Origin of the sequence: Streptomyces flavofungini (assembly GCF_014650815.1) — a bacterium.
In the GTDB taxonomy this organism is placed as follows: domain Bacteria; phylum Actinomycetota; class Actinomycetes; order Streptomycetales; family Streptomycetaceae; genus Streptomyces; species Streptomyces flavofungini.
The window spans coordinates 1-22,148 of record NZ_BMVR01000003.1; the positions used below are offsets into that span (position 1 = coordinate 1).

Annotated in this window: 18 protein-coding genes; 10 read left to right on the forward strand and 8 right to left on the reverse strand. The window is 74.0% G+C overall.

What is annotated here, in order from left to right:
* Positions 1–92: 92 nt before the first annotated feature.
* Complete coding sequence (locus IE274_RS07210; RefSeq protein WP_190114783.1) at positions 93–1,403, reverse strand: streptophobe family protein; 1,311 nt, start codon at positions 1,401–1,403, stop codon at positions 93–95.
* 248 nt (positions 1,404–1,651) lie between these two features.
* Between IE274_RS07210 and IE274_RS07215 the strand changes: the two genes are divergently transcribed.
* The 3 genes from IE274_RS07215 to IE274_RS07225 all read left to right on the forward strand — a co-directional run bounded on the left by IE274_RS07215 (position 1,652) and on the right by IE274_RS07225 (position 7,377).
* Positions 1,652–2,878: a DUF6777 domain-containing protein gene (locus tag IE274_RS07215; RefSeq protein ID WP_229909330.1), complete on the forward strand. Its 1,227-nt coding sequence runs from the start codon at positions 1,652–1,654 to the stop codon at positions 2,876–2,878.
* 126 nt (positions 2,879–3,004) lie between these two features.
* Positions 3,005–4,171: an exonuclease SbcCD subunit D gene (locus IE274_RS07220; protein ID WP_190114785.1), complete on the forward strand. Its 1,167-nt coding sequence runs from the start codon at positions 3,005–3,007 to the stop codon at positions 4,169–4,171.
* Positions 4,168–7,377 carry an AAA family ATPase gene (locus IE274_RS07225; protein WP_190114786.1) on the forward strand — a complete coding sequence of 1,070 codons (3,210 nt, stop codon included), beginning with the start codon at positions 4,168–4,170 and terminating at the stop codon, positions 7,375–7,377. Before IE274_RS07220 ends, IE274_RS07225 begins: the two co-directional genes overlap by 4 nt.
* Before the next feature lie 83 nt (positions 7,378–7,460).
* Here IE274_RS07225 and IE274_RS07230 read toward each other — a convergent pair whose 3' ends face one another.
* A complete protein-coding gene (locus IE274_RS07230) occupies positions 7,461–7,826 on the reverse strand; it encodes a helix-turn-helix domain-containing protein (RefSeq protein WP_190114787.1) in 366 nt (121 codons plus the stop codon).
* Between the two features lie 119 nt (positions 7,827–7,945).
* Complete coding sequence (locus IE274_RS07235) at positions 7,946–8,392, reverse strand: Lrp/AsnC family transcriptional regulator (RefSeq protein WP_190114788.1); 447 nt, start codon at positions 8,390–8,392, stop codon at positions 7,946–7,948.
* 94 nt (positions 8,393–8,486) lie between these two features.
* Here IE274_RS07235 and IE274_RS07240 point away from each other — a divergent pair, with 94 nt between their 5' ends.
* Complete coding sequence (locus IE274_RS07240; RefSeq protein ID WP_229909331.1) at positions 8,487–9,017, forward strand: rhodanese-like domain-containing protein; 531 nt, start codon at positions 8,487–8,489, stop codon at positions 9,015–9,017.
* A gap of 28 nt (positions 9,018–9,045) precedes the next feature.
* Here IE274_RS07240 and IE274_RS07245 read toward each other — a convergent pair whose 3' ends face one another.
* A complete protein-coding gene (locus IE274_RS07245; protein ID WP_190114789.1) occupies positions 9,046–9,423 on the reverse strand; it encodes a nuclear transport factor 2 family protein in 378 nt (125 codons plus the stop codon).
* A gap of 152 nt (positions 9,424–9,575) precedes the next feature.
* Here IE274_RS07245 and IE274_RS07250 point away from each other — a divergent pair, with 152 nt between their 5' ends.
* A complete protein-coding gene (locus tag IE274_RS07250) occupies positions 9,576–10,421 on the forward strand; it encodes an SDR family oxidoreductase (RefSeq protein ID WP_190114790.1) in 846 nt (281 codons plus the stop codon).
* Between the two features lie 104 nt (positions 10,422–10,525).
* On the opposite strand, the gene IE274_RS07255 is transcribed toward IE274_RS07250, so the two are convergent.
* The gene (locus tag IE274_RS07255; protein ID WP_190114791.1) at positions 10,526–12,238 is read right to left on the reverse strand and encodes a DUF885 domain-containing protein; all 1,713 of its coding nucleotides are present in this window, start codon (positions 12,236–12,238) and stop codon (positions 10,526–10,528) included.
* A 122-nt stretch (positions 12,239–12,360) separates the two neighbouring features.
* On the opposite strand from IE274_RS07255, the gene IE274_RS07260 reads away from it, so the two are divergent.
* The 3 genes from IE274_RS07260 to IE274_RS07270 all read left to right on the forward strand — a co-directional run bounded on the left by IE274_RS07260 (position 12,361) and on the right by IE274_RS07270 (position 15,423).
* Positions 12,361–12,945 carry a TetR/AcrR family transcriptional regulator gene (locus tag IE274_RS07260; RefSeq protein ID WP_190114792.1) on the forward strand — a complete coding sequence of 195 codons (585 nt, stop codon included), beginning with the start codon at positions 12,361–12,363 and terminating at the stop codon, positions 12,943–12,945.
* A 271-nt stretch (positions 12,946–13,216) separates the two neighbouring features.
* Complete coding sequence (locus tag IE274_RS07265) at positions 13,217–14,128, forward strand: NAD(P)-dependent oxidoreductase (protein ID WP_190114793.1); 912 nt, start codon at positions 13,217–13,219, stop codon at positions 14,126–14,128.
* On the forward strand, positions 14,125–15,423 hold the full coding sequence (locus IE274_RS07270; protein ID WP_190114794.1) for an MFS transporter: 1,299 nt from the start codon (positions 14,125–14,127) through the stop codon (positions 15,421–15,423). The genes IE274_RS07265 and IE274_RS07270 overlap by 4 nt, the downstream gene beginning before the upstream one ends.
* Before the next feature lie 163 nt (positions 15,424–15,586).
* On the opposite strand, the gene IE274_RS07275 is transcribed toward IE274_RS07270, so the two are convergent.
* The 3 genes from IE274_RS07275 to IE274_RS07285 form a co-directional block, all read right to left on the reverse strand.
* The gene (locus IE274_RS07275) at positions 15,587–17,044 is read right to left on the reverse strand and encodes a GNAT family N-acetyltransferase (protein WP_229909332.1); all 1,458 of its coding nucleotides are present in this window, start codon (positions 17,042–17,044) and stop codon (positions 15,587–15,589) included.
* Between the two features lie 197 nt (positions 17,045–17,241).
* Positions 17,242–18,825: an alkaline phosphatase D family protein gene (locus tag IE274_RS07280; protein WP_190114796.1), complete on the reverse strand. Its 1,584-nt coding sequence runs from the start codon at positions 18,823–18,825 to the stop codon at positions 17,242–17,244.
* A 263-nt stretch (positions 18,826–19,088) separates the two neighbouring features.
* Entirely contained in the window at positions 19,089–19,946 is an 858-nt protein-coding gene (locus IE274_RS07285) for an alpha/beta fold hydrolase (RefSeq protein ID WP_190114797.1), read from the reverse strand.
* Between the two features lie 182 nt (positions 19,947–20,128).
* On the opposite strand from IE274_RS07285, the gene sigJ reads away from it, so the two are divergent.
* Positions 20,129–21,019 (forward strand): RNA polymerase sigma factor SigJ, encoded by an 891-nt coding sequence (gene sigJ / locus IE274_RS07290; protein ID WP_190114798.1) that lies wholly within the window; start codon positions 20,129–20,131, stop codon positions 21,017–21,019.
* A 289-nt stretch (positions 21,020–21,308) separates the two neighbouring features.
* Positions 21,309–22,070 (forward strand): GntR family transcriptional regulator, encoded by a 762-nt coding sequence (locus IE274_RS07295; RefSeq protein ID WP_190115322.1) that lies wholly within the window; start codon positions 21,309–21,311, stop codon positions 22,068–22,070.
* Positions 22,071–22,148: the final 78 nt, after the last annotated feature.

Below are 22,148 nucleotides of genomic sequence, written 5' to 3' on the forward strand. Positions count from 1 at the left end.
CTCGCCGCCTGCCTGATCACCCACCGCCACGTCGAACGCCTTTGTTAGCACCTCTAAGCCCCTCAGCGCTCGTCCGGGCCGGTCAGCGCACGTCAGTGACCGTCGGGGCTCGGCTGCTCCACCTCGCCGCGCCGGTGGACCCGCCGCGCGAGCAGGCCGCCGATGAACCCGGCGACAAGACCCCAGGCCACGGCGAGGAACAGCGCGGTCCCCAGTTGCGGCTGCAGCTTCACCAGGCCGGACAGGCCGCTGCCGAGGTCCCCGATGCCCAGGAGCGACAGGCCGACATGGGCGGAGACGCGGGCGAGCAGGCAGACGGTGAGCACCGTGAGGGTCAGCGCCACCGCCATGTGCACGGCGTGCTGCCAGGCCCGCATCCGGGCCGGTGAGCGCGCCGCCATCAGGAACGCGGCCCCCAGCACCGCGACCGCCGCGACGACAAGCAGCCACCACACCCCGCCGTCGTGTGCGGAGAGCGTCCGCAGATTCAGCGTGGAGTCGCTCGGTGTCCGCAGGACCTGGTCCAGCACGCGCGGCATGGGCAACCCGAACGGCCCGTCCACCCGGCCCTCCCAGGACACGCCGAGCCCGAGGGTGAAGGCGAGCCAGAGGAGGTTGGGCAGCCCCAGCAGCAGCACCGCGAGGGTCTCGGCGGTGTGCCCCCGCGTCGCCGCGACGAGCACGCCGATGACCAGCCCCGCGGCGACGTACGCGAGCAGCAGGACCAGCATGGCGTGGGCCGCGGGACGCACCGACTCCTGGAAGCGCACCAGGCGGGCGGGGAGCGGCGCCTTGCGCGAGACCAGCAGCGCCATGGCGAGCACGCCCACCAGCCACAGCAGGCCGTAGACGAGGGTCTCCGGCACGTCCGTCTCGAAGCCGACCTTGGGCGTGGCACCCAGCAGATCACCGATGTCGGCCGCGGTCCCCTCCCCGAGCTCGATGGTGAACCGGTGGCCGGCCACCTGTCCGAGCCCCACGAGGAGCAGCACCCACAGCAACGCGATCCGGGCGGCCCAGCCGGCCAGTTCCTTGCTGTCGGCGACGGCCCGGTGCCGCAGCGGCCGGAGGAATCCGGCGCCGATCACCAGCGCGCCCACGAGGGCGACCGAGAGGGGAACCACGGAGAGCGCCGCGTCCGTCTCGGCGATCCCCCCGGCGCCGCCGGACAGCCCCACGGAGCCGCCGACCGCCATCACGACGACTGCGGCGACCACGCTGGGGAAGGCGCCGCCGGGCAGGTCCCCGGCCCCGGCGGCCCACAGCCCGAGCCCGCCGACGACGGCCATGGCCACCAGGGCGGCGAGCACGGCGGCGCAGGCATGGGGCCAGCCGTGGGGGTCCCGTCGGCTCGGCGACGCACGCTGCGTGCCTGCCTGGCCGGGCGGTGTCTGGTGACTCACGTTGTCACGCTAAGCAGCCCCGCGGCGGCGCGCCCCTCGGGAGGGCCGACCGCGTCGGCTTGCGGGTCCCCACGAACCGGGACACACAATAGGCGCGTAATGGAGTAAAGCGTGTGGAACGGTTGAAATCATGACCAGGCTCGTACGTCGCAGCCCCCTCCGCAGCCGGTACACAATCCCGTTCCTGTACGCAGCACCGTTCCCGTACGCAGCCCTTACGCAGTCCCCTACGCAGGGAAGAAGTCTTCGTGAGCGTCGAACCGCCGTCGTCAGGCCGCCCCACCGGACCCCCCTCCGGCCCGCTCTCGGGCCCGTCGCAGCCGGGCGCCACCCAGCAGAGCGGGACCCCGGGCGCGGGCCCGCCCGGTGCGACGCCGCCGCCGGGCGGGGACCGGCCGTCGGGCGGTGGTCCGCCGAGCGGTCAGGGTCCGGGTGGTGCGGGTGGCGGGGGCGCCGGGGGCACCGGGGGAGGGGACGGGCCGCCCGAGGGCCCCGGCGGGAGCCCGGAGCCGGAGCGTCCCTGGTGGAGGTCGGCGCCGCGCGTGGCGATGATCGGCCTCGCCGTCGTGGCGGCCGTGGTCCTCACCGTCGTCCTCACCCGGCCCGACGGCACCAAGGAATCCCGTGGCGAGGTCCTCCTGCAGGCCGCCGGGAAGTCGGGCCCCGACCCCTTCACCGAGTCGACGGCCCGCGACGACGACACGCCGCCGTCCGCGACGCCCCTGCCCAGTTCCTCCGCGTCGGCCAACGTGACGCGCGGCGTCGACGGCTCCGCTCCCGGCCTCTACGGCGGGACCCGCAAGGTCGGAGCCTGCGACGTGGAGAAGCAGGTCGACGCCCTCGGGCAGGACCCGGCGAAGAACAAGGCGTTCGCCTCGGTCCTCGGCATCGACGCGGCAGCCGTCCCCGCGTACCTGCGGGCGCTCACCCCCGTGCAGTTGCGCATGGACGCCCGCGTCACCAACCACGGCTACCGCGACGGCGCCCCCACCGCCTACCAGGCGGTCCTGCAGGCCGGCACCGCCGTGCTCGTCGACGACCGGGGCGTGCCGCGCGTGCGCTGCGCGTGCGGGAACCCGCTGCTGCCGCCCGTCGCGCAGCGGAGCACCCCGAAGAGGACGGGTGACGCGTGGCCCGGGTACCGGTCGTCGGACGTGGTGTTCGTGGCGCCCGCCACCCACGTCGTGAACGTGTTCGTCATGTACGACCCGAAGAGCGGCAAGTGGTTCGAGCGCGACAAGGGCGACACGGGCACCGGCGACAAGGAGACGCAGCCGCCGGTGAACCAGCCGTCCCCCTCTCCGTCCCTGTCGTTGTCGTCGTCACCGTCGTCCTCGCCCTCTTCCCCCTCGCCTTCCACCTCCCCGTCCGCCAGCGAGTCGGCTTCGCCGTCGGCCTCGTCGCCCTCCTCGGAGCAGGAGCAGCCGCCGGAGTACCGGTCCCCGGAAACGCCGCCGTCGCCAGGGGCATATTGAGGTCCGTGATCGAGCAGGTGCTGACAGGCGCTAGCGTGGTGGGTGCTGTCGGCGAGGCCCCTGCTGGGGTGGTCCTCGATCCGGGGCACAGGAGGGGAAAGCGAGCATGCGGGCCGGAGCGGCGTCTTGAGAATTCTGCACACGTCCGACTGGCATCTGGGCCGGGCGCTGCACCGGGTGAGCATGCTCGGCGCGCAGGCCGAGTTCATCGGCCACCTCGTCGCCACCGTCCGCGCACGCGCGGTGGACGCCGTCGTCGTGTCGGGAGACGTGTACGACAGGGCGGTGCCGCCGCTCGCCGCCGTCGAGCTGTACGACGACGCCCTGCACCGGCTCGCCGACCTCGGCGTGCCGACGGTGCTGATCTCCGGGAACCACGACTCGGCGCGCCGCCTCGGCGTCGGCGCCCGGCTCATCGACCGCGCGGGCATCCACCTGCGGACGGACCCCGCGGGCTGCGGACAGCCCGTGGTGCTCGCCGACACGCACGGGGACGTGGCGTTCTACGGCCTGCCGTATCTCGAACCGGCCCTGGTCAAGGACGAGTTCGGCGTCGAGCGCGGCGGGCACGAGGCGGTCATCGGCGCCGCCATGGACCGGGTCCGCGCCGACCTGGCCGCGCGTGCCGACGGCACCCGCTCCGTCGTCCTCGCGCACGCCTTCGTGACCGGCGGCGCGCCGAGCGACAGCGAGCGGGACATCACGGTCGGCGGTGTCGCCTCCGTGCCGTCCGGGGTGTTCGACGGCGTCGACTACGTGGCGCTCGGTCACCTCCACGGCAGCCAGGTCATCAGCGAGCGCGTGCGCTACAGCGGCTCCCCGCTGGCGTACTCCTTCTCGGAGGCCGACCACCGCAAGAGCATGTGGCTGATCGAGCTGGGCCCGGCGGGCGAGCTGACCGGGGCCGAGCGGATCGACTGCCCCGTGCCCCGCCCGCTCGCCCGCATCCGAGGGCGCCTCGACGTGCTCCTGGACGACCCGGACCTCACGCGCCACGAGCAGGCGTGGATCGAGGCGACCCTCACGGACGCGGTTCGCCCGGACGAGCCGATGGCCCGCCTCGCCGAGCGCTTCCCGCACACCCTCAGCCTCGCCTTCGACCCGGACCGCGCCCCCGAGGACCCCGACGTGTCGTACGCCCAGCGGCTCAAGGGCCGCGACGACCAGCAGATCGCCGAGGACTTCGTGACCCATGTGCGCGGCGCGGGCCCGGACGCGCGCGAGCGGGACGTGCTGCGGGACGCCTTCGACGCCGTCCGCGCCGACGACGTGCTCCGCGAGGTGGCCCGATGAGGCTGCACCGGCTGCGGATCACCGCCTTCGGGCCGTTCGGCGCCACCCAGGAGGTCGACTTCGACGACCTGTCGGCGGCCGGTCTCTTCCTGCTGCACGGCCCGACGGGCGCGGGCAAGACGTCCGTCCTGGACGCCGTGTGCTACGCGCTGTACGGCTCCGTCCCCGGCCCGCGCCAGGGCGGCGGCCAGGGCGCGACCCTGCGCAGCGACCACGCGAGCCCGGACACCCGCACCGAGGTGTGCCTCGAACTGACCGTCGCCGGACGCCGCTTGGAGATCACCCGGCAGCCGCCCTGGGAGCGCCCGAAGAAGCGCGGCACGGGCACGACGACGGACAAGGCGCAGAGCTGGCTGCGGGAGTACGGGGGCGGGGTGGGCGCCGCCCGGGCTTCCGGGGCCGGTGCCACGGGCGGCGTGGGCGGCGGCGAGGCCTTCGGCGCGGATGCCGATGAGGTCTCCGGCGCGGTCGTCGCCGCGTCCCCTCTCGCAGCCGCCACCGCATCCCCTGGCGCGGACGGCACCTCCACCGGCGCGGGCAGCACCGCACCTGGTACGGGCGCCTCCGCCAGGTCGAACGGCTGGAAGGACCTGAGCCGCTCCCACCAAGAGATCGGCGAGGAGATCACCCAGCTCCTCGGCATGAGCAAGGAGCAGTTCTGCCAGGTCGTGCTGTTGCCGCAGGGCGACTTCTCGCGCTTCCTGCGCGCGGACGCCGAGGCCCGCGGCAAGCTCCTCGGCAGGCTCTTCGACACGCGCCGGTTCGCCGCCGTCGAGGCGAGGCTCGCCGAGCAGCGGCGCGCGGCGGAGGCGGAGGTGCGCGAGGGCGACGCGGAACTGCTCGCGGACGCGCACCGCATGCAGCAGGCGGCCGGGGCGGGGCGCGAGGGCGCCGAGCTGCCGCTGCCCGACGCCGCCCCCGGTGACCCGGGGCTCGCGGACGCCGTGCTCGCCTGGGCCGCCGTGGCCCGCGCGGGCGCCCGCGAGCGCCGCGACGTCGCCCGCAGCGCCCTCGCCCACGCGGAGTCCGCGCACGCGAGGGCGGCCGCCGAGCTGGACGACGTACGCGAACTGGCGCGGCTGCAGCGGCGGTTCGCCGACGCCACGGAGCGTGCGGCCCGCCTGGAGGCGCGCGCCGACGAGCACCGGCAGCTCACCGCCCGCATGGAGCGGGCCCGCAAGGCCGAGACCGTCGCCCCGGCCCTCGCCCTGCGCGCGGAGGCCGACGAGGAGCACCACCGCGCCACGGCCGAGGAGGCACGCGCGCGTGCGTACCTCCCCGCCACGTACGCCGACGAGGGCGCGGCGGGCCTCGCGGGCGCCGCGCGCCGGGCCAGCGAGGATCTCGGCGGCCTCGCCGCCGCCCGCCGCGCGGAGTCGCGCCTGACCGAACTGACCGCCCAGCGCGCCGACTTGGACCAGCAGGAACGGGCCGACGACGAACTCCTCGCCGAGGCCGGGGGCTGGCTCGCCGACTGGGACGCCCGCCGGACCGGCCTGCGCGACGCCGTCGAGGACGCCCAGGACGCCACGACCCGCACCGAGCACCTGGCGGGACGCCTCCAGCCCGCCCAGGAGAAGCTGGACGCCGCCCGCCGCCGCGACCGCCTCGCCCAGGAGGCCGACGCGGCCCAGGAGCGCGCGCTCGCCGCCCGCGAGCACGCCGGGTCGACGCGTGCGGCCTGGCTCGACCTCAAGGAGCAGCGCCTCGCGAACATCGCCGCCGAACTCGCCGCGAACCTCACCGACGGCGCCCCCTGCGCCGTCTGCGGCGCCACCGAACACCCCGCCCCCGCACGGAAGTCCGCGGGCCACGTCGACCGCGCCGCCGAAGAGGCCGCCCTCGCCGCCCACCAGCGGGCCGACGAGGCGCGCGGCACGGCCGAGCGGGACCTCGCCGCCGTACGGGAGTCGCTCGCCGTCGCCACCGCGGCCGCCTCCGACACCCCGGTCGCCGAACTCGCCGCGGCCGTCGAGGAGGTGCGGCACGCCCACACCGAGGCCCGGGCCCGCGCGTCGCGGCTGCACGCGGCCCGTGAGGAGCTGGCCCAGGCCGAGCGCGAGCACGACCGCCGGGTCACGGCGCAGCAGGAGGCCGCCCGCCGGGTCGACTCCCGTGCCGCCATGCGGGACGCGCTCACCGATGAACAGGCGGGCCTGGAGGAGGAGTTGACCCGCGTGCGCGGCGGCGCCGCGAGCGTCGCCCAGCGCGCCGCGCAACTGGAGCGCCAGACCACGCTCCTCACCGCGGCCGCCGACGCCGCGCGCGCCGCCGACGAGTCCGCCCAGCGCCTCAAGGACGCCGACGCGCGACTCGCCGACGCCGCCTTCCGCGCCGGGTTCGACACCCCGTCCGCCGCGTCGGCGGCGCTCGTCGACGACACCGGCCACCGCGAGCTGCAGCACCGCATCGACGCCTGGCAGAACGAACAGGCCGCCGTCCGCGCGCTGCTCGCCGAGCCCGACGCGGCCGCTGCGGCACGGCAGCCACCCGCGCGGCTCGCCGCCGCCGAGTCCGCCGCCGAGACGGCCGCCGCCCGCGTGCGTACCGTCGCCTCCGCGTGCGACGCCGCCGCCCGGCGCTGCGGCGAACTCGACCGGCTCTCCGCCCGCTCGGCCGCCGCCGCCCGGCGCCTCGCCCCGCTGCGCGAGACGCACGACCGCGTGGCGCGCCTCGCCACCCTCGCCGCGGGCACCTCCGCCGACAACGAACGCCGGATGCGCCTGGAGTCGTACGTCCTCGCGGCCCGCCTGGAACAGGTCGCCGCCGCGGCGACGGCCCGCCTGCACCGCATGTCGTCCGGCCGCTACACCCTCGTCCACTCCGACGACCGCACCGGCCGCGGCCGTTCGGGCCTCGGCCTGCATGTGGTCGACGCGTGGACGGGCCGCGAGCGCGACGCGAGCACCCTCTCCGGCGGCGAGACGTTCTTCGCCTCCCTCGCCCTCGCCCTCGGCCTCGCGGACGTCGTCACGGACGAGGCGGGCGGCGTGCGCCTGGACACCCTCTTCATCGACGAGGGCTTCGGCTCCCTCGACGACCAGACGCTCGACGAGGTCCTCGACGTCCTGGACGCCCTGCGCGAGCGGGACCGCAGCGTGGGCATCGTCAGCCACGTCGCGGACCTGCGGCGCCGGGTGCACGCGCAGCTGGAGGTCGTGAAGGGCAGGGCGGGGTCGGTGGTGCGGCAGCGGGGCGGGGGCTGAGGGACGGGGGCTGAAGGGCGGGCGGCCGGCCCTGGTGGGGCGGCTGTCGGCGCTGGGGCGGCCGCCGGACCGGCGGGCGGCCGTCAGGCCTGGTGGCCGCCCGACCACAAGGACACCGGCAGCGGCCTGCCCGTCTCCGCGTACGTCTTCAGGTTCGAGAGGACCATCGACCAGCCGCCCGCGGTCCGGCGGCGCCCGGTGTCGTCGCGCGGGTTCTCGTGCGTGACGGTGAGCTGGACGGCGTCGCCGTGCGGGTCAGGCACTCCCACACCCTCTCCGGGGTGGCCTCGATGCAGATCGTGTGGACGAAGTCGGGCTTGCCGCTCATGCTGGCGGGTCATCCCTACGTTCTCGCACAGCTCGCCGAGGCTCTGGCCGTTGTTCTCGTGCAGCCGGTCGAGGAGGAGGCGGCGGGTGGGGTCGGCCAAGGCCTTGAAGTCCTTGTCCATGCCGGTGCTCGCCCCTCCATCATGCAAGTACGTGCCTGCACGTCGAACAGGGGGCACCCGCATGTCTTGGGGGCGCCCGCGCGCCCGGCGGCACCCCATGCGGCCCTGGAGGGTTCGCCTCACTGCCCCAAGGGCCGCCTGGTCAGCGGGGACGAGTAGACGACGCTCGTCGTCACCGCGCCCAGCGCGCCGATCTTGCCGGAGACCTCCTCCAGGTGCCGCATCGAGCGCGCGGTGACCTTGATGACGAAGCAGTCGTCGCCGGTGACGTGGTGCGCCTCCAGGATCTCCGGCGTCGCGTCGACCAGGTCGTGGAACGGCTTGTAGTTGCCGTTCGGGTAGCGGAGCCGGACGAAGGCGAGCACCGGCAGGCCGAGGCGCTCCGGGTCGACCACGGCCGCGTACCCCTGGATGACACCGGCCTCCTCCAGGCGCCGCACACGTTCGGTGACCGCGCTCGGGGACATGGAGACGGCGCGCGCCAGCTCGGCGTAACTGGCGCGGCCCTGCCGTTGGAGGACGTCGAGGATGCGCCAGTCGGTGGCGTCCGTGGAATAAGCGGTCATGTCCGAGAGGAAACAGGGAAAACCCCGGCTGATCAAGAGGTGGACAGGGAATCGCCCCTTCAGGACCGCGGGCCTTGGCCATAGATTTTTGGCCATGACCTCCACGACTGCCGCAAGCCCGACGAACGCCGCGACCAGCACGAACCGTGCGCACGCCGTGGCTGCGAACCCCGTCCAGCGCGTGCCCCCGGCGGCACCCGCCGCGGCCGCCGCCTACTTCTCCGCGAGCCTCGCCTTCCACGCGGACGTGTCCGACGTCGCCGCCGCGCTCGCCGCCGACGGCGACCCCGGCTTCGTCGTCGTCGATTCCCGCTCCACCGCCTCCTGGGACCAGGGCCACGTCCCCGGCGCCGTCCACCTGCCCACCGCGCTCATCCCGGCCCAGGCCGAGCAGCTCCTGGACAGGTCGGTCCCGGTCGTCACCTATTGCTGGGGCCCCGGCTGCAACGGCGCGACCCGTGCCGCCCTCGCCCTGGCCGAGCTGGGCTTCCAGGTCAAGGAGATGCTCGGCGGCTTCGAGTACTGGGCCCGCGAGGGCTTCGCGTACGAGACCTGGGAGGGCCCGGAGCGCCGCACCGCGGACCCGCTGACGGCCCCCGCGGACGGGGCGGACTGCGGCTGCTGAGCCGGACGGGCGGAGGGCGGGCCCCGGCTCACATCGGCTGTACGAAGTCCGCCCGCCACGCGGGCGACGGGTCGGCGCCGACCTCGCTCCAGTACTCGCGGCCCGCGACGATCCGCCCGTCCCACACCGTCCAGAAGGAGGCCACGCGGTGGGTCCCCATGGCCTCGTGCTCCACCTCCACCTCGGAGACCACCGTGTCGCCGTCCGCCACGATCCGCAGCAGGCGGATCGACCAGCCTTCCGGGTACTCCGCGTTCACGCGCAGGTAGTTGTCCCTGCCCACGATGCGCTCGGCGCTGACCGGCCACTCGACGACGACGTCCTCGGCAAGGAGCGCCCCCACCCCCGCCCAGTCCCGTGCCTGCATGCGGTCCCACAGCGCCGTGACGATCTCCGTAGGTGTCATGCGGGCATCGTGGCAGCAGCCACTGACAACGGGCGTTCGACCGCGTCCGGTTGAGCCCGTCCACCGGGTTGAGCCCGTCCACCCTGGCCGGTCCCGTCCACCCTGGTTAATCACGTGCGCCCGCGAGACATGAGCGCCCATCATGATCTGTCATGCCCCAGCTTCCCCAGCCCACCGCCGCCGAACTCCGCCGCGACCCGCTGCCGTTGCGAGGCCGCACCGCTCTCGTCACCGGCGCGAGCCGCCGCGGCGGCATCGGCCACGCCGTCGCCCGCCGTCTCGTCGCGTACGGGGCGAGCGTCTATCTGCACCACCATGTACCGCACGACGCCGAGATGCCCTGGGGCGCCGACCGGCCGGAGGACGTCGTCGCCTCCGTGCGCGCGGCGCAGGCCGACCCGGACGCCCGCGTCTGCCACGGCCCCGCGGACCTCGCCGACGCCGCCGCGCCCGCCGCGCTCATCGCCGCGGCGGCCGAAGCGCTCGGCGGGCGCCTGGACATCCTCGTCGCCAACCACGCCCGCAGCGGCCGGGACGGCACCCTCGACGAGATCGACGCGGACATGCTCGACGCCCACTGGGCGGTCGACACCCGCTCGGTGATCCTGCTCGTGCAGGCGTACGCACGGTTGCGCGCCGGGCTCGCGCCGCGCACGCCCGGCGGCCGCGTCATGATGATGACGTCGGGCCAGGACATCGCGGGCGGCATGCCGGGCGAGATCGCGTACGGCCTGCAGAAGGGGGCGCTCGCCTCGGCGACCCGTTCGCTCGCCACCTCGCTCGCCGACCTCGCCGTCACCGTGAACACCGTCAACCCCGGCCCTGTGGACACGGATTACCTGACGGGCAAGGAGTACGACGCCATCGCGGCACTCTTCCCCGCGGGCCGCTGGGGGATGCCCGACGACCCGGCCCGTCTCATCGCGTGGCTCGCGACGGACGAGGCCGAGTGGGTCACCGGGCAGGTCGTCAACTCGGAGGGCGGCGTCCGGCACTGACGCCGTCATGGCCGGGGCGGCGGCGCTCCGGATGCGCTCCGAGTGCCCCGCCGCCCCGCTCTCCGTGGTGTCAGGGCGCCGACAACTCGTCCACCTTCAGCGCGTCACAACGCCGACAGCTCGTCCACCAGATCGTCGAGCCCGAGCGACCCCTGCGACAGCGCCGCCATGTGCCACGCCTTCGCGTCGAACGCGTCGCCGTGCCGCCGCCGCGCGTTCTCGCGGCCGAGCAGCCACGCGCGCTCGCCGAGCTTGTAGCCGATGGCCTGGCCGGGGATCGTGAGGTAGCGGGTCATCTCGCTCTCCACGAAGTCCGCGGGCCGGCTGCAGTGCGAGCCGTAGAACTCCTGTGCCAGTTCGGGCGTCCAGCGCTCGCCCGGGTGGAACGGCGAGTCCGCCGGGATCTCCAGCTCCAGGTGCATGCCGATGTCGACGATGACCCGCAGCGCGCGCATCATCTGCGCGTCCAGGTAGCCGAGGCGCCGCTCGGGGTCGGTGAGGAAGCCCAGCTCGTCCATCAGGCGCTCCGCGTACAGGGCCCAGCCCTCCGCGTTGGCGCTGACCATGCCCACGGTCGCCTGGTAGCGGGACAGGTTCTCGGCGACGTGCGCCCACTGCGCGATCTGCAGGTGGTGGCCGGGCACGCCCTCGTGGTACCAGGTGGACACCAGGTCGTACACGGGGAAGCGGGTCTCGCCCATGGTGGGCAGCCAGGTCCGGCCGGGCCGCGAGAAGTCCTCGGAGGGGCCGGTGTAGTACGGGGCCGCCGCACCGCCGGGCGGCGCGATCCGCGACTCCACCTTCCGTACCCGCTCGGCGAGTTCGAAGTGCGTGCCGTCAAGCGCCTCGATCGCCTCGTCCATGAGGTCCTGCAGCCACTGCCTGACCTCGTCGACGCCCTCGATGTGCGCGCCGTGCTCGTCGACGTGCGCGAGCGCCGCCCACGGCGTCGCCGCGCCCGGCAGGATCTTCTCGGCCTCGGCCCGCATCTCGCCGAGCAGCCGGTGGTACTCGGCCCAGCCGTACGCGTACGCCTCGTCGAGATCCAGGTCCGTGCCGTTGAAGTGGCGCGACATGCGGGCGTAGCGCTCGCGGCCCACGACCTCGGGCGCGCCCGCGATCGCGGGCGCGTACACGTCCCGCATCCAGTCGCGCAGCGCCACGACCGCGCCGGTCGCCGCCTTCGCGGCCGTGTCCAGTTCGGTCCGCAGCGCCTGCGGCCCGTCCGCCGCGAACTCCTCGTACCAGCCGGGCCCGCCCTCGGCCCCCGCCCACTGCGTGAGCTGCTCGACGAACGTCGCCGTCGGCCGGGGCGCCGCGAACAGCTCGCGCTCCAGGCCGAGTTCGAGCGAGGCGCGATAGCCCTCGTACGCCGCGGGCACCGCCCGCAGCCGGTCGGCGATCGCTGCCCAGTCCTCGTCCGTGTCCATCGGCGTGACCGTGAAGATCTCCCGGACCGAGTGCGGCGGGGTGTGCAGGTTGCCGACGGCGCGCAGGCCCTCGTCGGCGTCGTGCACGGCCAGTTCCGCCGTGAGCCGCTCGCGCAGCAGCCGCGCGCAGCGCCGCTCCACCTCGGCGTCGGCGCCCGGGCGCCCCTCCGCCTCGTCGAGCCGCGCCAGCGTCGTGCGCGCGAGCGCCGCGAGGGCGTCCAGGCCCGCGGGGGAGAGGTCGGGGAGCTTGCTGCTGCTCTCCTTGACGCCGAGGTAGGTGCCGGTGACGGGGTCGAGGGCGATGAGCTCGTCGACGTAGGTGTCGGCGACCTCGCGGGGCAGCGGGCCGGGGCCCGCGGCCGTGGGGGTGATGTTCGTGTCTGACATGCGGACATCCTGATACGGGACAGGGCCGCACGTCACGGGCGCGTTGCCGCCGCACGGGGCGCGGCGGCGATCTTCCTTCCTTTAGTTGACTGATCGTTCCAGATGGAGTTAGCGTCTGTCCCATGGCCAGGACCAAGGAATTCGACCCCGACGCCGCGCTCAGGGCCGCGCTCGACCTGTTCTGGAGCCGTGGCTACGAGGCGACGTCCATGGCGGACCTCGTCGAGCACCTGGGTATCGGCCGCGCCAGTATCTACGCGACCTTCGGCAACAAGCGCGAGCTGTATCTGAAGGCGATGGACCGCTACACGGAACTCAACGATCCGCTGCTGCTCGACGAACTCTCCCGGCCGGGACCCGCGCTGCCGGGCATCCGTGCCCTGTTCGACCGGTTCGTGGCCGAGTCGTCGGCGCCCGACTCCCGGCTCGCGGGCTGCTTCGTCACCAACACGGCGGCGGAGCTGGCCCCGCACGACCCCGCGGCCGACCGCAGGGTCGAGCTGAACTGGGAGCAGATCGAGACGCTCCTCCATGCCGCGCTCACCCGCGCGCGGGCCCAGGGGGAGATCCCCGCGGACCGTGATCCGCGTGCCCTCGCCCGCATGCTGCTCGTGCTGTTGCAGGGGATGCGGGTGGTCGGCAAGGTCTCCGGCGGGGAGGCCCGGGTGCGGGGGGCGGCGAAACAGGCGCTGGCCCTGCTCGTGTAGACGCACGCTGTCTCCGGGTCTCCGGGTCTCCGGGTCTCCGGGTCTCCGGGTCTCCGGGTCTCCGGGCCTCGGGGTTTCCGGGTCTTCCGGGGTTCAGCTCTCCCTGCTCCAGCCCTCTCCGTCCCAACTCCCTCTGTCCCAACTCCCTCTCTTCCACGTCCCTCTGCCTGGACTCGACCTGCCTTGACGGTTCGTGTCCCGGGCAGGGATTCTCACGCCTCAATAACAGAACGATCGGTCAATTATGACAGTCTCTTCGAGGAGGACGCACATGGCGCAGAAGAAGGTCGCCGTACTGGGCACCGGGATCATCGGCGCGCCCGTGGCCCGCCATCTGCAGGCGCACTTCGCGGTACGCGTCTGGAACAGGACCCACGCCAGGGCGGAACCCCTCGCCGCGTACGAGGGCATCGAGGTGTGCGGCACCCCGGCCGAGGCGGTCGCGGGCGCCGACGTCGTGGTGACCGTCCTCAAGGACGGACCCGCCGTGCGCGAGGCGCTGACGGCGGCCGCGCCCGCGCTGGCCGAGGGCGCGGTGTGGGTGCAGTTGAGCACGGTCGGCGCGGACGCGATCGACGAGCTGGCGCGGCTCGCGGAGGAGTACGGGCTCGTGCTGTACGACGCGCCGGTGCAGGGCACCAAGCAGCCCGCGGAGAACGGCGCGTTGGTGATCCTCGCCTCGGGGCCGCGCGCCGCCGGGGAGCCGCTGGAGCCGGCGCGGCTGGTGTTCGACGCGATCGGCGGGCGCACGGTCTGGGTCTCGGACGAGCCCGGCGTGGCCAGCCGCCTCAAGCTCGCCCTGAACAGCCTCGTGTTCGCCCTCACGCATGGCGCCGCCGAGAGCCTCGCCCTGGCCGAGGCGTTGGGCGTGGACCCGGCGCTGGTCGTCGACGCGGTCGCGGGCGGACCGCTGGACAGCGGGTTCTTCCAGGCCAAGGCCGCCGCGATGCTCAAGGGCGACTACGCGACCAGCTTCTCCGTGGGCAACTCGGTCAAGGACGCGGAACTCGTCGTGGCGGCGGCGGAGTCGGCCGGGGTGGCGGCCGAGGTGAGCGCGGCCGGGCTGGACAGGTTCCGGCGGGCGGCCGACGCCGGGCACGGGGACAAGGACATGGCTGCCTCGTACCTCGTGGCCCGGCCCGCCCAGGGCGCTCCCGCCGACCGTGCCGGAGGCGTCGCGTGAGGGGTGCCGGTGGGGCCTCCGCCGATTCGAGGGCGGTCACCGGTACGCCGACCGGCGGGGCCTCCGCCGATACGGCGGCGGTCACCGGTACGCCGACCGCCACCGACCCGGGCAAGCCCCCGACCGCGGACCGCATACCCATCGCCCGGCTGCTCGCCTTCACCACCGCCGGATTCCTCACGATCATGACGGAGACGATGCCCGCCGGGCTGCTGCCCCAGATCGGGCGGGGCCTGGACGTGTCGGAGGGGCTCGCCGGGCAGCTCGTCACGCTGTACGCCGTCGGCTCGGTCGTGGCCGCGATCCCGGTCATCGCCGCGACGCGCAGCGTACGGAGACGGCCGCTGCTCCTGTGCGCCGTCGGCGGCCTGTTCCTGTTCAACTCGGTGACCGCCCTGTCGTCCGACTACGCGCTCACCCTCGTGGCCCGGTTCGCCGCGGGCATGGCGGCGGGGGTGATCTGGGGGCTGCTCGCGGGGTACGCGCGGCGCCTCGTCCCGCCGCGACTGCAGGGCCGGGCGCTGGCCGTCGTGGGCGTGGGGCAGCCGGTCGCGCTGGCCTTCGGCGTGCCGCTCGGCGCGTGGCTGGGGTCGCTGTTCGACTGGCGCGGGGTGTTCTGGACGATGTCGGCGCTGGCGCTCGCCCTCATGGTGTGGGTGCGGGCCCTCGTGCCCGACTTCCCGGGGCAGGACGCGGGCAGCCGCGAGCCCGTACGGCGGATCTTCCTGAAGCCCGGCATCCGCCCGGTCCTCGGCGTGATCCTCCTCTGGATCCTCGCGCACAACGTCCTCTACACCTACATCGCGCCGTACGCGAAGAAGTCCGGCCTCGACGACCGGGTCGACCTCGTCCTGCTGGTCTTCGGCGCCTCGGCCATCGCGGGCATCTGGGTGACGGGGCTGCTCGTCGACCGGATGCTGCGGGCGCTGACCCTGCTGGGGCTAGCCGGATTCGCCTGCGCCGCGCTCGTGCTCGGCGTCGGCAGCGGGTCGGCGGGCGCGGTGCTCGTGGGGGTCGTCGCGTGGGGTGCGACGTTCGGGGGCGCGCCCACGCTCCTCCAGACGGCGATCGCGGACACGGCCGGGGACGGGGCCGACGTCGCGCAGTCGATGCTGGTCACCGTCTTCAACCTCGCCGTCGCCGGTGGGGGCCTGGTCGGCGGGCTGCTCCTGGCGCCGGTCGGGGCGGCGGCCTTCCCGTGGCTCTTGTTGGTGCTGGGGCTGCTGGCGCTCGTGGTCGTCCGGTGGGCGCGCGGGCACGGGTTCACGCCGGGGGAGCGGGCTGCGGGCGCCTGAAACAGAGCCTGACGCAGACCCTGCGGCGACACCTGGGCGGGGCCTGGAAGTACGGCCCCTCCGGTACGCGGTACACGGCTACGGCGGACGCCCGCACCCCGATCGCACGAGGCGATGGGGCACGGGCGTCCGGTCGAGGCTGGACCTATGGGTGGCGCAGGCGCTACTGACGGCTGTCGTACGGCAGGTGCGACCGCACCGGTGTCGCGTCGAGGCGGGCGGTGATGACCAGCGTGCCCTCCTCGATCTGGAAGTCCAGGGGGAGGTTGAGGCCGCGCATCGCGGCGACCATGCCGGTGTTGGAGGACTGTGTGACCGCGTACACGCTCTCGCAGCCCGCCTCGGTCGCCATCGTGACCAGGCGGCCCAGGAGTTCGCCGCCGATGCCGCGCCGCTGCCAGTCGTCCTCGACGAGCAGCGCGATCTCCGTCTCGTCGCCGTCCCACAGCAGATGGCCGAGGCCGACGACCCGGCCGGACGCGGTGCGGGCGGCGAGCGTGCGGCCGAAGCGCGGGCTCAGGAGGTGGTTGAGGTAGCGGTCGGCGTCGTTGACCGGACCGTGGTACCGCATGCCCAGGGTGCGCTTCGAGCAGCGGTCGTGCATGTCCTTGGCGGCCCGGAGGTCGCCCGTGTCGGCGCGGCTCACCGTGATGTCGCTGCCCTCGGGGAGCGTCAGCACGTCCTGCCCGCGCGGGATGCGCGGGCCGAGCCGGGCGTCCAGCTCCACGAGCGCCCGCGCGCGGGCGAACTCCGTGGGGGTGAACGGGAGATAGGGACGCTCGACCGTGATCACTCCGCCTTCGGGGGCCCGCAGCCGCAGCACGGTCCCGTCCAGTACGCCCTCGACGGGCGCCTCCTCTGCGAGGGCTCGCCCCGGCTTGGCGGGCAGCGAGCGGATCGTGCAGCGGCCCAGCAACTGGCGCAGCGCGAGCGGCAGTTCCGCCGCGTCCAGGGCCGTGCGCGTGGCCAGGCCCAGGATGCGGGTGGGCGCGTCCACCAGGTCGTGGGCGTCGGCCCGCTCGATCCAGGTGCTCGACCCGCCCGCCCGGGAGACCGTGCGCGTCAGGTCGGCCGCGGGCAGCGCCGCCGGGGCCCGCAGCAGGAACTCGTCGACCGTGCCGTCGGCCAGCGGGTGGGTCTGCAGGCTCAGGATGTCGACGCTGTCCCCGGCCAGCGCCGCGCACAGCAGGGCCAGCGAGCCGGGGGCGTCGCGCACGGTCGTGCGCAGGCGCCACAGCGTCGTCGGCCCGGGCGCCGGACCGGCCGCCGCGCCGGAGGCCCCCGGCGCGGTCGTGGCGGACTCGGTCGTCGTCCCGGTGGCAGTGGTGGCGGTGTCGGCGGGCTGCTCCTGGTCCGGGAGCAGCGGCGTATCCGTATCGCGGCCGTCCGCGCCTGGCGGCGCATGCGTGTGGCGTCGTGCCCACCATGTGTGGAACCCGGCCGTGGCCGCCAGGAGCACGGCCGACACAAGGAGCAGCTCGGGCCCGTCCGGCCCGTGCCCCACGAGATTGGCCACCGCGTCCGCCACGGCAACGGCCGTGAACAGCGCGGCGAGTTCGACGAGGTCCCGGCGCCAGTGGTGCACCGGCCTGCCGTGCCTCTTGCGCGTCACATCAGACATGTCAGCACTCATGCAGTCACTCTGGCCGAAGGGTGTTGCGTGATCACGAACGGTTTGTGACTGATGGGTTAAGAGCGGTTCTGTCCGTTTCATTACTCTTTGCTCACCCCGGTTGTCCGTTGCTGTCCCCCGTATGCCCGCAACGGTCCACGCGGGTGCCGACCGGCCGTAGGGTCGGCCCGCACCCGCGCGGGTCGTCACTGGCCCACGCGTCCCGGCTGCAGCACCTTGGTGAAGAGCACGCCTCCGCCCTGCTGCCGCAGTCGCACCGTCAACTCGCCGCTGTCGCCGTCGATGTCCACCTCTCCGTAGTAGGGCGGTGTCTCCGCCGGCGATGTGTTGGCTCGGTCCGGCGCCTTGACGAACGTCTGGTCCGGGCCGAAGGTTCCATCGAGTTTCACGGCCGGGAAACCGCCCGCGGCGAGGGGCCCGGACACGAATTCCCAGAACGGCGCGAAGTCCTTGAAGGCGGCGCGCGAGGGGTCGTAGTGCTGCGCCGAGGTGTAGTGCACATCGGCCGTCAGCCACACCGTGCCGGTGATCCGGCGGTGCTTGATGTGCCGCAGCAACTCGGCGATCTGCAGCTCACGGCCGAGCGGCGCGCCCGGGTCGCCCTGCGCGACGGCCTCGAAGTTCACCTGGCCGTCCCCGACCACCAGGCCCAGCGGCATGTCGGAGGCGATGACCTTCCACACCGCGCGCGAGCGCGACAGCTCCCGCTTCAGCCAGGCGAGCTGTTCGGCGCCCAGGATGCCGGTGGCGTCCTCGGGCTGCCGGTTCGGCGAGTTGGCGTTGCGGTACGTACGCATGTCGAGCACGAACACGTCCAGGAGCGGGCCGTGCCGGAGGACCCGGTACACCCGGCCGTCGCGGTCGCCGGGGCGCTGCGTGGAGATCGGGTAGTACTCGCTGAACGCGCGCAGCGAACGCCCCGCGAGGACGTCGACGTCCTTCTCCGTGTAGCGGGCGTCCTCCAGGATCTGTCCCGGGTACCAGTTGTTGCGCACCTCGTGGTCGTCCCACTGCACGATGGACGGCACCTGGGCGTTGAAGCGGCGCAGGTGCTCGTCGAGCAGGTTGTAGCGGAAGTTGCCGCGGAACTCCGCGAGGGTCTCGGCGACCTTCGACTTCTCCGGAGTGGTGATGTTCTTCCACACCCGCCCGTCGGGCAGCTTGACGCTCGCCTGGATGGGGCCGTCGGCGTAGATGTTGTCGCCGCTGCACAGGAAGAAGTCGGGGTTGCGGCCGCGCATCTCTTCGTAGACCTGCCAGCCGCCCAGCTCCGGGTTGATGCCCCAGCCCTGGCCCGCGATGTCCCCCGACCAAAGGAAGCGCACGTCGTCCCGGCGTCTCAGGGAGGTCGTACGGAACGTGCCGGTCACCGGTTTCCCGGTGCGGCGCGGGTCGTCGGGGTCGGCCAGGAGCACGCGGTAGTGGATCTGCTCGCCCGAGGGCAGCCCGCGCAGCCGCGTCGTCCCGGTGAAGTCGGTGCGGGGGCCGAGCAGCGGGCCGTGCCAGCGGGTCGGTCGCCGGAACGACTCCGTGGCGGACGTCTCCACGATCATGTGGGCGGGCCGGTCGGAGCGGACCCACACGAGCCCCGAGTGCGCGCCCACGTCACCGGCCTGTACCCCCCAGTCGGCGCTCGGGCGCCCCCGCAGGGCCAGCGCCGGGGCCGCGCCGGACAGTGCGGGCACCGCGAGCGCCGCGGCGGGCACGGCGAGCGAACCGCGCAGCAGGCTGCGGCGGCGCGGGGACGGGCTCGACGGACGGTGTGACATGAAGACGCCTCCAGAGACGGCGAATCGGCCGGATGTGCAGTGCCACGTGTACTGCGGCGCCACGGCGCCCACGCGAACCACAAGTGAACAACTGCCCATGGGCACAGGGGAACCGCCGCGCCGGGCATCGACTCGCGCGGCACCGGTCCCGGGGCCGCGGCCCCAGGTCAGGGGCCGGTCATGTCCGGTCGTGCCCGGTCGTACGAGGACGGCCGACGCGTGCCGACGCTGGAGGGCGACGGCCTGTGCCCGGCCTCCGGCGGTCAGCGGCTGGTGTCGAGGACGACGCGCGCCACGAGTGCCGGGTCGTCGTGCATCGGGACGTGCCCGCATCCGGGCAGCCGCACGAGGCGGGCCCCGGGGATGGCGTGCTTGGCGCGGACGCCCTGGCGGCGCAGCAGCAGCCGGTCCTGGGTGCCCCAGGCGATGGTGACCGGCAGCCCCGGCACGTCGGCGCGGAAGCGCACGGACCGCCCGGCGGCCAACGTCTCGTGGAAGCCGGTGGCGTTCCGCAGCGCCAGCGTCTCCGCGACCACCGCGTCCGGCGAACGGTGCCCCGGGTGGGCGTAGATGGTGCTGGTGAGCGCGGTCCGGCCGACGGCGCTGCGCGACAGCCGCTCGACCATCGGCAGGGGCATGCTCCGCGCGATCCCGTGCATCGCGCGGAGCGTCGTGAACGCGTACCGGCGCTCCGCCTCGCTCCAGAACCCGGCGGGCGACAGCGCGGTGACGGACCGTACGAGCTTCTCCCGGCCCAGTTCGAGGGCGAGCAGACCGCCCAGCGAGTTGCCCGCCACGTGCGGTCGTTCGACGCCCAGGGCCCCGCACAGGGCGTGCAGCGCGGGCACCACCGTCGACAGGTCGTACGTGAGCCCGTCCGGCAGGGCCGGGGAGACGCCGAAGCCGGGCAGGTCCACGGCGATCACGTCACGCTCGGCCGCGAGAATGCCGATCACGGGGTCCCAGGCCTGCCGGTGGTGACCGATGCCGTGCAGCAGGAGCAGTGGTGCCCCGGTGCCGGAGCGCTGGTACGAGACGGTCACCGGGCGCGGCCCGCGGTGCGACTCGACGCTGAACGACACCTCTGCGGCCTCTGCGACCTCTGCCACCCGTGCGGCCATGACTGCTCCTGACTTAGACACCTTGTCAGGAACAATTACCGCTCAGTAGGTACGACTTCAAGAGCGCGGCGGCGCCGACTTGCGGCCGCGCCCGGGCACGGCCGGTCGCGCGCCCGATGTGATCCTCGTCCGCTTGTCCGGCACGGGTGGACACGAGCAGATCCGTCGGCTGGGATGGTCGGGTGGCTACCGACACCGCGACCGACGTCTTCGAAGAGCACCGGCCCGTCCTCATGGGCGTCGCCTACCGCATGCTCGGGCGGGTGGCCGACGCCGAGGACGTCGTCCAGGACGCCTGGCTGCGCTGGTCGGCGGGCGACCGCGAGGAAGTGCGTGAACCGCGCGCCTACCTGGTGCGGATCACCACCCGCCTCGCCATCGACCGGCTGCGCCACGCGCAGTCGCGCCGCGAGTCCTACGTCGGGCCGTGGCTCCCCGAGCCGCTGGTCACGGACTTCGGGCCGACCGTGCCCGACACCGCGGAGAAGGCCGTTCTCGCCGACACCGTGTCGCTCGCCGTCCTCGTCGTCCTGGAGTCCCTGTCGCCGCTGGAACGCGCGGTGTTCGTGCTGCGCGAGGCCTTCGGGTTCCCGTTCGCTGAGATCGCCGAGACGCTCGACCGCAGCGAGGCCGCCGTCCGTCAGCTCGCCGGGCGCGCCCGCAAGCACGTCGAGGAGGGGCGGCCCCGCTTCGAGGTCGACCCGGCCGAGCGCCGCGACCTCACCGAGCGCTTCCTCGCCGCCGCCGTGGACGGCGACCTGGACGGGCTGGTGTCCATGCTCGCGCCGGACGCCCACCTGGTGGGCGACAGCGGCGGCAAGGCCAGGGCGCCGCTGCGGGTCGTGCAGTCGGCCGACAAGGTGGGCCGCTTCATCGTGGGCGCCACCCGCAAGGGCGCCGCGGAGAGCCCCGGGTTCGAGATTCGCTACCTGGAGCTGAACGGCATCGAATCCATCCTCTTCGTAGTCGACGGCAAGCCCGACAGCGTCATCCAGTTGGCGATCGCCGACGGACACGTCCAGCGCGTGTACATCGTGCGGAATCCGGACAAGCTCGTGGGGCTCGGCGCCTAGCGCCCCGACCCGCGCGACACAGCCCCTGCCCGTGCACCGGACGGGGGCTGCGCTGTGCGCGGCCACGGCGGCGACGTATCGAATCGCGTCACGCCCGCAGGTCCGGTGTCGACCACGCGCGAACAGCACGTGAATGCTCTGTGGCACCACTTCACTGCGGGCTGTAACGGACTCAGGATTGGTCTTGACCAAGGGTGAGCGCGGCTCTATCGTCGCTGAGATAGTGCAGGAACCTTTAATAAACAAGGCGCGAAAAAGCCGCCTGCGCACGGCGATTGCGGAGGACAGGGTGGGGACCACGCAGCTGGAATCGGTGCCGGAGCCGAAGTACTGGCACCTCAAGACCGTGCTCAGCGAAGCACTGGACTCCGAGTTCGCCGTGGGCGAGATCCTGCCCAACGAACGCGACCTCGCGGCCCGGTTCGGCGTCGCCCGCGCGACGCTCCGCCAGGCCCTGGAACAGCTTGAGCTGGAAGGACGCCTGCAGCGCCGGCGCGGCGTCGGCACGACCGTCGCGCCGCCCCGCATGGGCGTGGCCGTCGGCTCCGCCCAGGGCACCTGGCCCGGCGAGGCCGGGGACGCCTGGCAGCCCGCGGACAGCGAGCCCGCGCTCCCGCCCGCCGAGGTGGCCCGCGCCCTGGACATCGACCCGGACGAGCCGGTGCACGTGGTGCGCCGCACCCGCGTCTCGCACGGCCAGCCCGTCGCCGCCGAGCTGCTGTACGTCCCGGCGGCCTCGGTCCCCGACCTCTCCGCGATCGACGCCCCCGCGGGCGCGGCACGCGCGCGGGCCGTGCTGCGCGAGCTGGGCCGCCTCGCCCTGGAGGGCCAGGACCGCTCCGTCGAGCTCGGCTCCGCCCGCGCGGACGACGCCAAGGCCCTGGACCGGCTGCCCGGTGCCCCGGTCCTGGTCGTCACCACGCGCTTCCTCGCCGACGGGCGCACGGCCGCGCTCTCCATGGCGACGTACCGCGCGGACACCTGCCGCCTCACCTTCGGCGACCAGGGCGCGGTCGAGATCCACCACGGGCCGGAGCAGCAGGCTTCCTGACCCGCGACAGCAGGCTTCTTGAAGGCGAGGCCCCCTCTCGATCCGTCGAGAGGGGGCCTCGCCTGCTGGCGTCGAAAG